The 14,708-nt window shown below is 39.4% G+C and carries 13 protein-coding genes; all 13 read left to right on the forward strand.

The features are described from left to right. The first annotated feature begins 262 nt into the window (after positions 1 to 262). The 13 genes from AC3WOM_RS19625 (at position 263) to AC3WOM_RS19685 (ending at position 14,452) form a co-directional block, all read left to right on the forward strand. The gene (locus tag AC3WOM_RS19625; RefSeq protein WP_492448051.1) at positions 263 to 1,027 is read left to right on the forward strand and encodes an SDR family oxidoreductase; all 765 of its coding nucleotides are present in this window, start codon (positions 263 to 265) and stop codon (positions 1,025 to 1,027) included. Positions 1,028 to 1,284: 257 nt separating this feature from the next. Next, positions 1,285 to 2,154 (forward strand): MurR/RpiR family transcriptional regulator, encoded by an 870-nt coding sequence (locus tag AC3WOM_RS19630; RefSeq protein ID WP_492448052.1) that lies wholly within the window; start codon positions 1,285 to 1,287, stop codon positions 2,152 to 2,154. A gap of 5 nt (positions 2,155 to 2,159) precedes the next feature. Beyond that, complete coding sequence (locus tag AC3WOM_RS19635) at positions 2,160 to 3,275, forward strand: M20 peptidase aminoacylase family protein (RefSeq protein WP_492448053.1); 1,116 nt, start codon at positions 2,160 to 2,162, stop codon at positions 3,273 to 3,275. 52 nt (positions 3,276 to 3,327) lie between these two features. After that, positions 3,328 to 4,140: a GNAT family N-acetyltransferase gene (locus AC3WOM_RS19640; RefSeq protein WP_492448054.1), complete on the forward strand. Its 813-nt coding sequence runs from the start codon at positions 3,328 to 3,330 to the stop codon at positions 4,138 to 4,140. Continuing rightward, on the forward strand, positions 4,140 to 5,246 hold the full coding sequence (menC, locus tag AC3WOM_RS19645; protein WP_492448056.1) for an o-succinylbenzoate synthase: 1,107 nt from the start codon (positions 4,140 to 4,142) through the stop codon (positions 5,244 to 5,246). The genes AC3WOM_RS19640 and menC overlap by 1 nt, the downstream gene beginning before the upstream one ends. Before the next feature lie 24 nt (positions 5,247 to 5,270). After that, positions 5,271 to 6,317, forward strand: a complete 1,047-nt coding sequence (locus AC3WOM_RS19650; protein WP_492448057.1) for a YkvI family membrane protein — start codon at positions 5,271 to 5,273, stop codon at positions 6,315 to 6,317. Between the two features lie 757 nt (positions 6,318 to 7,074). After that, positions 7,075 to 7,692, forward strand: coding sequence for a TetR/AcrR family transcriptional regulator (locus AC3WOM_RS19655; protein WP_427541888.1), 618 nt, complete (start codon positions 7,075 to 7,077; stop codon positions 7,690 to 7,692). Positions 7,693 to 8,078: 386 nt separating this feature from the next. Further along, entirely contained in the window at positions 8,079 to 9,221 is a 1,143-nt protein-coding gene (locus tag AC3WOM_RS19660) for an acyl-CoA dehydrogenase (RefSeq protein WP_492448058.1), read from the forward strand. A gap of 225 nt (positions 9,222 to 9,446) precedes the next feature. Continuing rightward, on the forward strand, positions 9,447 to 11,081 hold the full coding sequence (locus tag AC3WOM_RS19665) for an AMP-binding protein (protein WP_427541894.1): 1,635 nt from the start codon (positions 9,447 to 9,449) through the stop codon (positions 11,079 to 11,081). Between the two features lie 14 nt (positions 11,082 to 11,095). Then, complete coding sequence (locus AC3WOM_RS19670; protein ID WP_427541897.1) at positions 11,096 to 12,454, forward strand: acetyl-CoA carboxylase biotin carboxylase subunit; 1,359 nt, start codon at positions 11,096 to 11,098, stop codon at positions 12,452 to 12,454. A gap of 74 nt (positions 12,455 to 12,528) precedes the next feature. After that, entirely contained in the window at positions 12,529 to 12,741 is a 213-nt protein-coding gene (locus tag AC3WOM_RS19675; protein WP_031418413.1) for an acetyl-CoA carboxylase biotin carboxyl carrier protein subunit, read from the forward strand. 14 nt (positions 12,742 to 12,755) lie between these two features. Further along, positions 12,756 to 13,670 (forward strand): hydroxymethylglutaryl-CoA lyase, encoded by a 915-nt coding sequence (locus AC3WOM_RS19680; RefSeq protein ID WP_492448060.1) that lies wholly within the window; start codon positions 12,756 to 12,758, stop codon positions 13,668 to 13,670. Further along, positions 13,670 to 14,452 carry an enoyl-CoA hydratase gene (locus tag AC3WOM_RS19685; protein ID WP_492448061.1) on the forward strand — a complete coding sequence of 261 codons (783 nt, stop codon included), beginning with the start codon at positions 13,670 to 13,672 and terminating at the stop codon, positions 14,450 to 14,452. Before AC3WOM_RS19680 ends, AC3WOM_RS19685 begins: the two co-directional genes overlap by 1 nt. The last annotated feature ends 256 nt before the right edge of the window (positions 14,453 to 14,708 follow it).

A 14,708-nucleotide genomic window follows, 5' to 3' on the forward strand; every position in this document is an offset into this window, starting at 1 on the left:
CCTCGTTTTGAAAAAGGGCTATACTATTTAATTTGTCACCTTGATTTCATTGACATAATAGTATTTCAACAACATGAAAGCAGCAGTTTGTGTTAAACTGCTGCTTTTTCTATTTCCTCATTTCACACCTTTGAAAAATAAGAGAGCAACATTTTAAACATTGTTCCGTGTTAAGATTCTGTCTGTACTAGAGGACCATCAAAATGAAGCCAATTTAAAAATTGTAAACCTCTACTACTATTTTAAACTGGGAGATGAGTGTATGGGTAAATTAGTTGGCAAAATTGCTCTTGTGACTGGAGCGAGTCGAGGAATAGGACGTAGTATTGCATTGCGTTTGGCTCAAGAGGGTGCATTTGTAGCAGTGCATTATGGAAAAGGGCAAATGGAAGCGGGAGCAGTTGTTCGTCAGATTGAGCAAGTTGGTGGAAGGGCCTGTGCCATTGGTGCAGATTTAAGTACACTTGAGGGTATTCATGATTTATTTACGAAGTTAGATAATCGTGTTTTAGAGCATTCCGGCAGTAATCAAATTGATATTCTAGTTAACAATGCCGGAATTGGGCAAATTGTCACTTTAGAGGAGACAACAGAAGAATCCTTTGAAGAGGTTATGAAAATAAACGTCAAGGCACCACTTTTTGTTACGAAGCAAGCTTTACCACGCTTAAAAGATGGGGGAAGTATTATTAATATCTCTTCCTTTGTAACCCGTGTAGCATCACCAAGTGTATTCGCCTATAGTATGTCTAAAGGAGCCATTGACACATTGACTCGTCTTTTAGCTAAGCAATTGGGTAGCCGTCATATTACCGTCAATGCCATTCAGCCTGGGATTATTAACACAGAGATGAATGCTGAAACTTTGCAACATCCAGATGGGCAAAAATATGCGGCTGATCTTTCAATTTTCAAGAGATGGGGAGAGCCTGAAGATGTGGCAAATATTGCAGCATTTTTAGCATCATCGGACAGCCGTTGGATAACTGGCCAATTACTTGATGCCAGTGGTGGATCTCATTTATAGAATACATTTTGTTGAAGCAACTTAATAAGAGCAGCCCTGTAAAAGTTCGTAGTTTCAGGGCTTTTTAACTTTGTGTAAGCACAAAGCCGATTCCAGACACAATTATGCCGAGGTATAATTAATTTTAAGCTTAAAATTAATTGTAAAAACAGAAATTTCAGAAAATATATTGAATTACGAAAAAAATTGTGATAGTCTATGTAACATGTAAAATGAAGTTTAAACTTCAAAAATAAATAAAAAAAGGATGTACTTCTTTGAGAGATGATCAAACAATTCAACAAGTCATTCAAGATAAATTTCAAGAGCTTTCTAAAAGCCAACAAAAGGTAGCAACTTTTATTCTGAAAAATTTGCAGACAGTTGGTGTTCATTCGGCAGCATATGTTGGTGAGAAAGCAGGTGTCAGTGAAACAACGGTCATACGCTTTTGCTATGCGATAGGACTTTCTGGTTATGCGCAGTTACAGCGAGAAATAACCATGCATTTATTCAATGAAGGGAAAACAAGTAGCTTGCAAAACTATTTACATTCAAAGCAGGTACTTTTCGAAAACCCTCGTTTTTATGAGAAAACGATGGAGAAGGATGCATCACATATTTTACAGGTGGTAAAGGGCATTAATGAGGAAGATTTTAATAAAGCTTCAAAGCTACTGCATACAAAGAAGAAAATCTATATTGCTGGTAATGGTTCCTCCTATTTAGCTGCACAATGGCTACACTTTACTTTAAATCTTTTGAGGCCAAATGTTGTGCTATTAAACTTTGAAACGAGTGAGGTTATTCGTGCTATACAAGATATTGACGAGGAAAGTGTTGTCATCATTTTATCGTTCCATCGTTATTTTAAAGAACCGATTCAATTTGCAGCAGAAATACAAGAAAAAAATTGTGAGATTATCGGCATTACGGATGCTCAAATTGCACCGATTACACAATATTCGACGATTACCTTTGTTAACGAACAGCAAGAGATGTCAACAATTGATGCTATGCCTGCACTGATATCATTCTTGAATACATTAATTGCAGGGATGACGGCACATGATCATGACTATTATGAAAATCAGCGCGTAAAATATGATGATTTCCAAAATAGCTTTTTAGCAAATCGATGGAGTTGAACAACATGAATCAAGTTTTACAAAACCTACAGCCGCGATTGGCTGATATATTTACACATCTACATGAACATCCAGAAATAAGCTGGCAAGAGCATGAAACGACACAATATATTGCCGCTATATTAAGAGAGGCACAGATGGAGCCTCATTTATTCGACGATATGACAGGACTTTATGTGGATATTGGGAAAGGAGAACCGAAAGTAGGCTTTCGTACCGACATAGATGCGCTTTGGCAGGAGGTAGATGGTGTCTTTAAGGCAAATCATTCTTGTGGACATGATGGTCATATGACGATGGCTATTGGGACAGCGCTTCTTTTAAAGGAAATGGAGCATTTACTTTCCGGGGCGGTTCGTATTTTATTTCAGCCTGCTGAAGAAAAGGCGCAGGGTGCTCGTGCATTAGTCGAGAAGGGTCTTATTGATAACCTAGAATATTTATTTGGTGTTCATGTTCGACCGCTAAAGGAGCTAGTAGATGGGACATATGCACCTGCATTATATCACGGTGCTGCAAAACTCTTTACGGGAACAATTATCGGGGAGGAGGCGCATGGTGCACGTCCAGAGCTAGGGATAAATGCTATTGAGGTTGGCGCAGCAATTGTAGAGGGTTTACAAAAAATTTGGACAGACCCCAATGTCTCAGCTTCTGTCAAAATGACGCAATTTAATGCAGGAGGCTCTTCCACAAATATTATTCCAGGAAAAGCAACCTTTAGCATTGATGCCCGAGCCCAAACGAATGAGGTAATGCAAGTTATTACAGAGGGAGTAGAACGAGTAAGGACATCTGTAGAGGCAATGTATGGCGCAAAAATTGACGTAAAGGTTGATGCACATATAGTTGCTGCATTAGTTCAAGATGAGGCACTTCAGCATATGAACGCCGCAATTATTGATGTGGTTGGTGAAAAAGCTTGTGCTCCACCTGTTGTGACACCTGGAGGAGAGGATTTTCATTTTTATACGTTTGAGCGGCCACTTCTAAAAGCTACAATGCTTGGTTTAGGCTGTGGTGTAACACCAGGGCTTCATCATCCCAAAATGACTTTTAATCAAGATAGACTTCTTACTGGTGTAAATATTATTACAAGAGCCATTTTACGTGCGCTTTAGCAGCTTTACTACCCAATGAATATGGGATACAAGAGAGAAAGAAGAGAGAGCCATGATTGATATAAAAGAAATAAAAACAATCGATCAATTGGAGAATGTTCAACAACTAGAATATGAGGTATGGGAGATGCCGCCCATACCCCTCCATCAAACTTTAACAGCAGTGAAGAATGGAGGAATTGTTGTTGGTGCTTATGATGGAGAGCATTTAGTTGGATTTAGCTATGGGTTTTCAGGATTTCGGGAGGGAAAAAGCTTTTTATGCTCCCACATGTTGGGGATTGATAAAAACTATCGTTCACAGGGGATAGGTGAAAAATTAAAGCATGCTCAGCGATTGATTGCGATTGAGCGAGGCTATGATTTAATGGTGTGGACCTTTGATCCTTTAGAAACACGTAATGCCTATTTAAATCTGTCAAAATTAAAGGGGATTTGTAGCACATATATCGAAAATTGCTATGGTGAAATGCAGGATGGTTTAAATAAAGGGCTACCCTCCGATCGTTTTGAGGTAAGCTGGCATTTAACATCTGACTATGTGATGCAGGATATCGAAATTGAAGTGACAAATCCAGTCCCTGTGGCAAGCTGTAGCCTAAATGAGCAAGGATTTCCGTGTTTAAAAATAACTGAAAATTTGAAATATAATAAAGACTTTTATGTGTTGCCTGTACCAAAGGATTTTCAAGCATTGAAAGTAAAAAATCCCGATTTAGCATTAGATTGGCGTTTTAAAACAAGACATATTTTACAGCAGCTATTTGCACATGGATATGCTGTTGTGAAATTACAGCAGCAAGAAAAATACAATGAATATGTGCTGGTAAAAAAAGTAGCTTTATCGCTAGAAGGAGAAAAATAATGAAAATTACAGAAATTACAATTCGACAACTCAAAATGAAATTAAAAGCACCATTTACAACTAGCTTTGGTACATTTCATGATAAAGACTTTTTAGTGCTAGAGGCGAAAGATGAATCTGGAATCATTGGCTGGGGAGAATCTGTTGCCTTCCACTCTCCTTGGTACAATGAAGAAACGCTGCAAACAAACTGGCATATGTTAGAAGATTTCCTCGTACCTCTTCTATTGAATAAAGACATTCAGCATCCAGATGAAGTAAATGAATTATTTAAGCCTATCCGCAAAAATAATATGGCGAAATCAACGATTGAAGGGGCGATTTGGGATATTTATGCACAGCAGACGAAGCAATCATTGGCAGCAGCACTAGGGGGCCAAAAAGACAAAATTGAAGTAGGAATCAGTATTGGCATCCAGAGTTCAATTGATGATTTAGTAGCGCTAGTGGATGGTTATGTACAAGAAGGCTATAAGCGCATGAAAATTAAAATTAAGCCAGGCTGGGACATAGAAGTAATGCGTACATTACGTGAAACGTTTCCTGATGTAGCGTTTATGGCTGATGCAAATTCAGCCTATAACCTTGAGGATGCTGCAACGCTCAAGCAACTCGATGCATTTCATTTAACAATGATTGAACAGCCTTTAGCATCAGATGACATTATTGATCATGCCACATTACAAAAATTAATCGATACACCCATTTGTTTGGATGAAAGTATTCATTCATTAGAGGATGCCCGTAAGGCTATAGAATTGGGTAGTACAAAAATTATTAATATTAAAATTGGTCGTGTAGGCGGCTTGACAGAGGCAAAGAAAATTCACGATTATTGTGAGGCTAAAAGCATTCCAGTTTGGTGTGGTGGTATGTTAGAATCTGGCATTGGTCGTGCTCACAACGTCGCATTAACAACACTATCCAATTTCGTTTTACCAGGTGATACAGCTGGCTCAAATCGCTATTGGGAAAAAGACATCATAGATCCTGAAGTTGTCGTGAAGGATGGTTATATTGAAGTGCCACAGCAGCCAGGGATTGGCTATGAGATTAATAGAGAAACGATTGAATCATTTACAGTGGCAAAAAAAACATATCAATAATTGGACAAGGATAGTAGGTGTTCTATGAAAAAGAGCTGGCAAATTGGAGGCGCATTTGTAGGATTAATTGTTGGAGCTGGCTTTGCATCAGGTCAAGAAATTATGCAATATTTCACGAGCTTTGGCTTGTACGGTATCATAGGAGGAATTGTTGCAACCGTGGCCTTTGCATTTTTGGGTATGAGCTTGGCACAATTAGGGACTGATCTACAAACGACATCTCATAAAGAAGTTATTTATCACATTGGTGGGCGTTATATTGGGGTTATTTTAGATATTGTTATTACGTTTTTCTTATTTGGCGTTGCTGTTGTTATGTTTGCTGGATCAGGATCAACCTTTCAGCAAATGTTTGACATTAACCCAATGGTTGGAAGTATCTTTATGGTAGGTATTACGATTTTAACATTACTGTTAAACGTTAAAAATATTATCAATATAATAGCTCTAGTGACACCATATTTAATGGGGATCATTTTTATTATATTAATTTACTCCATTTTCACGATGGACTTAACGATTGCAGAGCAAAATGCTTTAGCAAAAGAGCAAACGTCTGCAGCTTCAAATTGGTTAATGGGTGCTTTACTTTATGTATCTTATAATATTGCGGCTGGTGCAGCGATGTTAATTGTTATGGGAGGGACTGTAAAAGAACGCAAAGTTGCCGGTATTGGCGGTTTGCTAGGCGGATTAATGCTAGGTGCCTTAATAATATTAATTAATATTGCTATGTTCGTTAAAATGGATGTAGTTGGTGGGGTAGCAATGCCGACATTAGAGCTTGCCAAGCAAATACATCCTGTAGTAGGGGTATTAATGTCCATTGCTTTATTAGGTATGATGTACAATACAGCTGTTGGCATGTTTTACGCATTTGCAGTGCGTTTCATAGCACCTGAACATAAATATTTTAAACTAGGTATTGTGATCATTGGTTTACTAGGCTTTGCTGCAAGCTTAGTTGGGTTTACGACGTTGGTTGGTAAGGTATATTCTACAATGGGCTATTTAGGCTTTGCTTTAATTATAGCTGTTATGATGTCATGGCTACGAAAACCGAAAGACTGATCGTGATTCATTAGATGTTTTTGTACTGAAAGCGAAGCATCAGGTAAAGAATACTTCCTCACTAGACGGTGAGAGGAATCCGTTTTTTTCCTATTCAACTGGCGTATAAACGGATCTTGAAGCAAGATCGAAAAAATGCAGTTGCAATTACGCTGGAGCGTAATTAATAAAGTTGCTGTTCTCTATTCCCTTTTGTCATTGTACTGGCATTAGGGAGTTTTTTTATGAAAACAGTGATGAAAGCTAGAGAGCAATCATACAGTAAGTATGTATTTAACGATTTTAAATTTCTGCTTAATGTATCATAAATTCTCGTAATTTAAAATAAAATCTATATTGTTGCTAGACACCTTTTTTTATGAATGCTATATTAAAGTTGTCATAGTATTTTTATCTTCATTCAGCAGAAGACTCCCACCTCTACAGGTGGTGAGATGAATGCGATTTTGGTTCCTTTTCAGTGGGTGTCCAAACACCTACTGAATGAAGATAATCGGCGGATGTCACGGATTTTCAAAGGAATGAATAAAAGGAGGTTAGCCTAAAATCTTCGCATCCTGCGAAAACGGCTAACTGACCTGCCTCATGCAGACCTGGGCACAATTCAAAATCCGGACGCAATAACGCCAAGGCGATATTGATAATTAGGAAAAATGCATTTAATCAACATGACTTTCTGAGGCCAAGCTAGTCTAAATTTTTTTCTAATTATAAGGAGTAATAGAGTAAAGAGCTAGATGAAGGATGATAGATGCCTATGGTAAAGAAAACGTTAAAACAAAGAATTGTAGACGCTTCAGTCGTGCTGTTTCAGCAAGATGGCTATCACAATGTAACTGTTGATCGCATTGTCGAATATATTGGGGCATCAAAGGGTGGATTTTATCATAATTTTAAATCGAAAGATGAATTGTTATATGAAATTCACGATGTATTTATTTCGTATGTTATTAAACAGTCACAGGATGCCTATGACAAGTACGATACACCGATTACACGCTTATGTGCAATGCTGCAAACACTGACACAAGTATTTGATATGTATCAAGCACATATTACTGTTTTTTATGAGGAAAGCCGTTCACTACCGGAGGAATATAGTGAAATTATTCATAAAAAAAGAGATCAATATCGGGATATCTTACAAAAAGTTATAGGAGAGGGCCAACAAACCAATGATTTTCGTACGGAATTGCCGTGTACAATTGTCACAATGGCTATTGTTGGCATGATTAACTGGACATATAAATGGTATAAACAGACAGGTCCATTGACAATGGAGGAGATTACAGAAGTCTTCACAGACATGGTATTGCGTGCGATTGTGACGGAACAAGCAATGGAGGAAGCAACTCAATTTATGGTAAAGGGGTAGCCAGTAACATCACTGGTTTTATTAATCGTTCAAACAAACCGACTAGTCGGTATTTATCTTCGCTCAGTACAAGATTCCCGCCTCTGAAGGTGGTGAGATGAATAGGATGCGGTTCCTTTACAATGGGTTCCAAACACCTATTGAAATAGAGGAACTCAATCTAAGAACGTCACGTCCTGTGGCAATTTATCTGTGCGAAAGCAACACATGACTGAGTGACTAACATCACGTTGGCCTAATGCCTCTGGCGGATGTCACGGATTTTGAAATGTGCTCATACAATTCAAAATCCAGACGCAATTACGCCAGGGCGAAATTGATTAGTGCATGCAACTGTCATCTGAGCAAAATCTGCTATGGCAAATTAGAAATTAGGGGGACTAGGGATGAACTTTGAATTAACGAAAGAGCAAGAGATGATTCGAGACATGGTGCGTGATTTTGCTGAAAAAGAAATTAAACCGTATGCTCGTGAGGTTGATGAGACATCGACAATGAGAATAGAGAGCTTTAAAAAAATGGCGGAGCTAGGCTTATTGGGTATTCCATTTCCTGAAGAATACGGTGGTTCAGGCGGGGATACAGTGTCTTACGCTTTAGCGGTGGAAGAAATTGGGCGTGCGTGTGGAGGTACTGGATTAAGCTATGCAGCGGCAGTTAGCTTAGGGGCTTCACCAATCTATAATTTCGGCACAGAGGAACAAAAGCAAGAATGGCTTGTTCCGTTAGCAAAAGGCGAGACATTAGGATCATTCGGTTTAACAGAGCCTAATGCAGGTTCAGATGCTGGTGGAACGCGAACAACAGCTGTTATTGATGGTGATGATTACGTCATTAATGGTGAAAAATGCTGGATTACAAATGCAGGCTATGCACGTCAAATTATTGTGACAGCTGTAACAGGCAAGCGAGAAAATGGTAAAAAAATTATTTCATCTATTATTGTTCCAACGAATACTCCGGGTGTAACAATAAATTGCAATTACGACAAAATGGGTGTTCGTGGCTCAAATACATGTGAGATTGTTTTGCAGAATGTTCGTGTCCCAAGAGCTAATCTTTTAGGGGATGAAAAACGCGGATTTAGTCAATTTTTAAATACGCTAGATGGTGGACGGATTTCAATTGCTGCCTTGTCGGTAGGAATTGCACAGGCTGCTTATGAAAAGGCATTAAAATTCGCTAAAGAACGTGAGCAATTTGGTGCACCAATATCAAAGCTACAGGCTATCCAGTTTAAACTAGCTGATATGGCAATGGAAATAGAGCTTGCGCGTACGTTAGTACATAAGGCGGCATGGCTTAAGGATCAAAAGAAACCATTCGGAAAGGAAGCTGCAATGGCAAAATTATTTGCTTCTGAAATGGGCTTCCGTACTTGTAATCAGGCAATTCAAATTCATGGCGGTTCAGGCTATATGAAAGAATACGACGTAGAGCGTCATCTGCGTGACATTAAGTTAATGGAAATAGGTGAGGGAACATCAGAAATTCAACGTCTCGTTATTTCTCGTTTAATTGGTTGTTAATCATAATCAATTATGCCTCGGCATAATTGCCGTCCTGAATCGGCTTTGTTTTTGCACAAAGAACTCTTTTTCGATTCTGTGACATCCGCCGGAGGCTTTAACTTATTTCAGCAGATGTTTGAACACCTGCTGAAAAGTAACTTAAAACCGCATTCATCTCACCACCTATAGAGGTGGGAGACTTCTGTAGCTGAAAGAAGTTAAATAGCATAAAGGAGGATTTTCATGGCAGAACTTGTGTATCAAACTATTGGTCAATTGCTAGATGAACAATCTGAAAAGTATCCACAGCACGAAGCATTAGTGTATGCAGATAGGGATTTACGAATGACCTATGATCAGTTAAATCGTCAAAGTCGTTTAGTTGCAAGAGGGCTAATGGCTCTCGGTATAGAAAAGGGCGAACATATCGCAGTATGGACAACGAATGTTCCAGAATGGGTACAGTTACAATTTGGTACAGGTAAAATGGGCGCCCCGATCGTCACAGTAAATACAAATTATCGTGCAAGTGAGTTGGAATATTTATTAAAGCAATCCGATGCAAAAACAATTTTTTTAATTGAAAATTATCGAGACCATTCTTTTATCAATACACTACAAGAGTTATGTCCAGAGCTTGAGCATTGTGAACCAGGTAATTTACAAGCCAAGCGATTGCCTTTATTGAAAAATGTTATTTTAATCGGTGAGACGAAATATCCTGGAGTACTTAATTGGTCTGATGTTTTAGCTGCCGCTGAGCAAGTAACAGAGGAGCAATTAGATCAAAGACAGCAATCACTTCATTACGATGATGTCATTAATATTCAATATACTTCTGGTACAACAGGCTTTCCAAAGGGTGTAATGTTGACGCATTACAACCTAGTGAATAATGCTATAAATATTGCCGAATGCATGCGATTAACTTCTAAGGATCGTTTATGTATTCCTGTACCGTTCTTCCATTGCTTTGGATGTGTCATTGGAACATTGGCTATCACAACTAGCGGTGGGACGATGGTGCCAGTACAGGAATTTTCACCTGCTGAGGTACTGAGTACAGTTGAGAAAGAAAAATGCACAGCGTTGCATGGTGTACCAACAATGTTTATTAGTGAGCTCAATTTACCTAATTTTGAGTCGTTTGATCTATCCACATTGCGAACGGGTGTCATGGCTGGCTCTAACTGTCCTATTGAGGTGATGAAGGCTGTTATCGAAAAGATGGGAATGAAGGATATTACCATCTGCTATGGGCAAACAGAATCATCTCCTGTAATTACACAAACAAGAACAGATGACCAACTAGCATTAAAGGTAGAAACAGTTGGTCGTGCATTACCGAATCTAGAAGTTAAAATTGTCATTCCTGGTACAGATGAAGTAGCTGCACCGCTTGAGCAAGGTGAGCTTTGCACAAGAGGCTATCATGTGATGAAGGGGTATTATAAAAATCCAGAAGAAACGGATCTTGCCATCGATCAGCAAGGCTGGCTGCATACCGGAGATTTAGCAACGATGGATGAAGCTGGCTATATTCGGGTAACAGGTCGTTTAAAGGATATGATTATTCGTGGTGGCGAAAATTTATATCCGAGAGAAATTGAAGAGTTCCTATACAAGCATTCAAAAATTTCTGATGTACAGGTTGCGGGCGTTCCTGATCCTGTTTATGGGGAGGAAGCGGCTGCTTGGATTATTCTGAGAGAGGGAGAACAAGCAACAGAGGAAGAGATTCGAGATTTCTGCAGAGATAAAATTTCTAGACATAAAATTCCACGGCATATTTTCTTTATTGATCATTATCCGATGACTGCATCAGGAAAGGTTCAAAAGTATAAATTACGTGAGGATTTTGTTGCGACAGTAATGTAGGAAGGGGCGGTGTTATGTTTAAGAAGGTTTTAATTGCCAACCGTGGGGAGATCGCTAGGCGGATTATAAGAACTTGTAAGCGACTAAATATTCAAACAGTTGCGGTGTATTCAGAGGCAGATGCTGGTAGCCTACATGTTAAAGATGCTGATGAAGCGTATTGTGTAGGAAAACCGCCTGTTGCACAAAGCTATTTAAATATTGACCGCATTCTCGAAATTGCACAGGAAAGTAGTGCAGATGCTGTTCATCCAGGCTATGGCTTATTATCAGAGAACGCTGATTTTGCGCAGCGTTGTACAGAGGCTGGCCTTATATTTATTGGACCGAGTGCAGATGTTATTGCCTCGATGGGAAGTAAATTAGAGGCACGAAAAACGATGAAGGCAGCGGGTGTACCAATTGTAGAAGGTGTAGAAACACCCGTAGCAAATGTAGAAGAGGCAATCGCAATTGCTGCCCGTCTTGGCTATCCGGTTATGTTAAAAGCTTCTGCTGGTGGTGGCGGTATCGGCATGCAGCTTGTTGAAAATTCTGAGGAGCTGGCAAAGGCATTTGAGGGAAATCAAAAGCGAGCACAGTCATTTTTCGGAGACGGGACAATGTATATGGAGCGATTTATTGCGAATCCGCATCATGTTGAGGTTCAAATAATTGCAGACCAACATGGCAATGTTGTACCACTCTTTGAACGTGAGTGTTCCATCCAGAGGAGAAATCAAAAAGTAGTGGAGGAAGCACCATCTCCCTTCATTTCAGCTGAAACGAGAGAACGCATGCTAGAAGCGTCCGTCAAGGCAGCAAAGCATATTGGGTATGTGAATGCTGGTACGATTGAATATCTGGTAGATGTAAATCAACAATTTTACTTTTTAGAGATGAATACACGTCTACAGGTAGAGCATCCCGTAACAGAGGAAATTACAAAGCTAGATTTGGTGGAGGAGCAATTAAAGATCGCAGCAAAACAGCCATTAACGTTTACGCGGGAGAGCATTCGTAAAGAAGGACATGCAATTGAAGTGCGCATATATGCTGAAAATCCTGCCACATTTTTCCCTTCGCCAGGTATTATCACAGCACTAGAGTTACCTGAGGGTGAGGGTATTAGACATGAATGTGGTGTAGAGGCAGATTCAACAGTAACACCTTTCTATGATCCAATGATAAGCAAGCTAATTGTATGGGGAAATACACGCGCAATTGCATGTGAAAGACTTATTCAAGCACTTCAAGCTTATAAAGTAGAAGGAATTCAAACAAATATACCAATGCTCTTGAAAACAGTTACGCATGAGCAATTTTTAAAAGGCAATACAACGACTAAATTTGTCGATGAATATTATTTACCGCAATTAGCACAGTCAAAATAAGAAATAAAATATTCAAAGCATTCGCATGCATTTGCAAGTGCGAATGCTCTACTTAAAATTAGGAGTGATGAACAATGGCAACAGTAAAAGCAAGCATGGCGGGAACAGTATGGAAAATCGTGGTGGCAGAAGGAGAGAAAGTGACAGCAGGTCAAGATGTAGCGATTTTAGAGTCCATGAAAATGGAGATTCCTATTGCGGCAGAAGAGGATGGTGTGGTGACAAAAATCATTGCCAATGAAGGGGATTTCATTAATGTTGATGATGATATTTTAGAAATTGAATAAGAGGGGGCTTCTTGATGCAACTACCAACACATGTAACGATAAAGGAAGTAGGTCCTCGTGATGGCTTGCAAAATGAGAAGACACATCTTTCAACTGCTGACAAGGTACAGCTAGTGAATTTACTTAGCCATACAGGTTTGAACTATATAGAGGTCACATCCTTTGTGCATCCAAAATGGATACCGCAATTAGCAGATGCGGTAGAAGTGCTTCAGACCATTAAACGACAAAAAAATATTACCTATGCTGCACTCGTACCGAATATACGTGGCTTAGAACGGGCATTACAGGCAGAAGTAGATGAAGTGAGCGTTTTTATGTCAGCAAGTGAAAGCCATAATCAGAGCAATATTAATAAAACAATTCACGACACATTTCCAATATTAGAGGAAGTAGCTACTGGGGCCAAGGCAGCTCATAAAAATGTGCGAGGATATATTTCAACAGTGATTGGCTGCCCATATGAAGGTTACATACAACCAGAAAAGGTTTTGAGAGTGACTGAAAAACTATTAGAAATGGGTATCGATGAAATTTCACTTGGTGACACGATTGGCGTTGGTGTACCGACTCAGGTAGAGAGCTTATTAAATGAATTACTAAAAAGGTACCCTGTAGAGCATTTTGCTATGCATTTTCATGATACACGAGGGACAGCACTCGCTAACATCCTAAAATCCTTAGAAATGGGCATAACAAAATTTGATAGTGCACTTGGCGGGCTGGGGGGATGTCCATACGCCAAGGGGGCTTCAGGTAATGTGGCCACGGAAGATTTATTGTATTTATTGGATGGAATGGGTATTAAAACAGGTGTAGAGATGAATAAAGTGCTAGAGGCGGCACTTTTTATAGAAGAGAAACTTGGAAAGACGGTTGCATCTAAACAAATGGCAATTGTCCGTAATGAAAGGAGTGCGAATCAATAATGACGCAACTCGTTCGTTTTGAAATAGTAGAAGGTAACATCGGGCTAATAACACTGACAAGACCTGACGCTGCAAATGCTATGTCTGTCCAACTACTAAAAGAGTTAGGTGCAACACTGGATCACATAAGCGGAGATTCAGCAGTACGAGTAGTGCTATTAACAGGTGCTGGGGAAAAGGCTTTTTGTGCAGGTGCCGATTTAAAAGAACGTAAGGGTATGTCTGATCAACAGGTTAAGCAGATTGTTCAGTTAATTGGTGCGACTGTAACAAAAGTAGAAGCACTTGCTCAACCTGTCATTGCTGTATTAAATGGTGTGGCATTTGGCGGAGGTCTTGAGTTAGCATTAGCATGCGATTTACGTATTGCTGCTAAACATACAAAAGTAGGACTTACTGAGACATCTCTTGGCATTATTCCAGGAGCAGGTGGCACGCAGCGTCTTCCGCGTTTAATTGGTATAGGAAAAGCAAAGGAATTAATCTATACAGCGCGCCGATTAAGTGCTGAGGAAGCTAAAGACTATGGCATTGTGGAGTACGTTTATGAGGGTCATGAGGTACATGCTAAGGCAATACAGCTTGCACTTGAAATGGCTAAAAATGCTCCGCTCTCCTTAATTCAGGCAAAAATAGCGATGAATCAAGGGGTTGAGGTGGACTTAACGAGTGGCTTAAAAATCGAATCGCTCGCATATAGTGCTCTGATCCCTACAGAAGATCGATTAGAGGGCTTGCTTGCCTTTCAAGAAAAACGCGCACCACAATACTCAGGGAAATAAAATTTTTTGCTATTTGAGTAGTGGAACTGGCATCCTGTGAAATCACATGTGTAATCAATATCCTGTTGATACTGTTTTCACTTGATAGAACAGTATGTAGCATGGTGGATTGTAGGAGATAATTTATCTTCATTCAGCAAATAGTTTTGTATCGAAAGCATAGCGGCAGATACAGAAGACTCCACCTCTACAGGTGGTGAGATGAATACGGTTTTGGTTCCTTTTCAACGGGTACAAACCCCTACTGAAATAGAGG

The organism is Lysinibacillus sp. FW301-JW8 (genome assembly GCF_058788755.1).

Excerpts from the sequence above, each read along its gene's own strand:
- AC3WOM_RS19665 (WP_427541894.1), top strand. The coding sequence starts at position 9,447 with ATGGCAGAACTTGTGTATCAAACTATTGGTCAATTGCTAGATGAACAA.
- menC (WP_492448056.1), top strand. The coding sequence starts at position 4,140 with ATGAAAATTACAGAAATTACAATTCGACAACTCAAAATGAAATTAAAA.
- AC3WOM_RS19685 (WP_492448061.1), top strand. The coding sequence starts at position 13,670 with ATGACGCAACTCGTTCGTTTTGAAATAGTAGAAGGTAACATCGGGCTA.
- AC3WOM_RS19675 (WP_031418413.1), top strand. The coding sequence starts at position 12,529 with ATGGCAACAGTAAAAGCAAGCATGGCGGGAACAGTATGGAAAATCGTG.
- AC3WOM_RS19680 (WP_492448060.1), top strand. The coding sequence starts at position 12,756 with ATGCAACTACCAACACATGTAACGATAAAGGAAGTAGGTCCTCGTGAT.
- AC3WOM_RS19660 (WP_492448058.1), top strand. The coding sequence starts at position 8,079 with ATGAACTTTGAATTAACGAAAGAGCAAGAGATGATTCGAGACATGGTG.
- AC3WOM_RS19625 (WP_492448051.1), top strand. The coding sequence starts at position 263 with ATGGGTAAATTAGTTGGCAAAATTGCTCTTGTGACTGGAGCGAGTCGA.
- AC3WOM_RS19655 (WP_427541888.1), top strand. The coding sequence starts at position 7,075 with ATGGTAAAGAAAACGTTAAAACAAAGAATTGTAGACGCTTCAGTCGTG.
- AC3WOM_RS19650 (WP_492448057.1), top strand. The coding sequence starts at position 5,271 with ATGAAAAAGAGCTGGCAAATTGGAGGCGCATTTGTAGGATTAATTGTT.
- AC3WOM_RS19670 (WP_427541897.1), top strand. The coding sequence starts at position 11,096 with ATGTTTAAGAAGGTTTTAATTGCCAACCGTGGGGAGATCGCTAGGCGG.
- AC3WOM_RS19635 (WP_492448053.1), top strand. The coding sequence starts at position 2,160 with ATGAATCAAGTTTTACAAAACCTACAGCCGCGATTGGCTGATATATTT.
- AC3WOM_RS19640 (WP_492448054.1), top strand. The coding sequence starts at position 3,328 with ATGATTGATATAAAAGAAATAAAAACAATCGATCAATTGGAGAATGTT.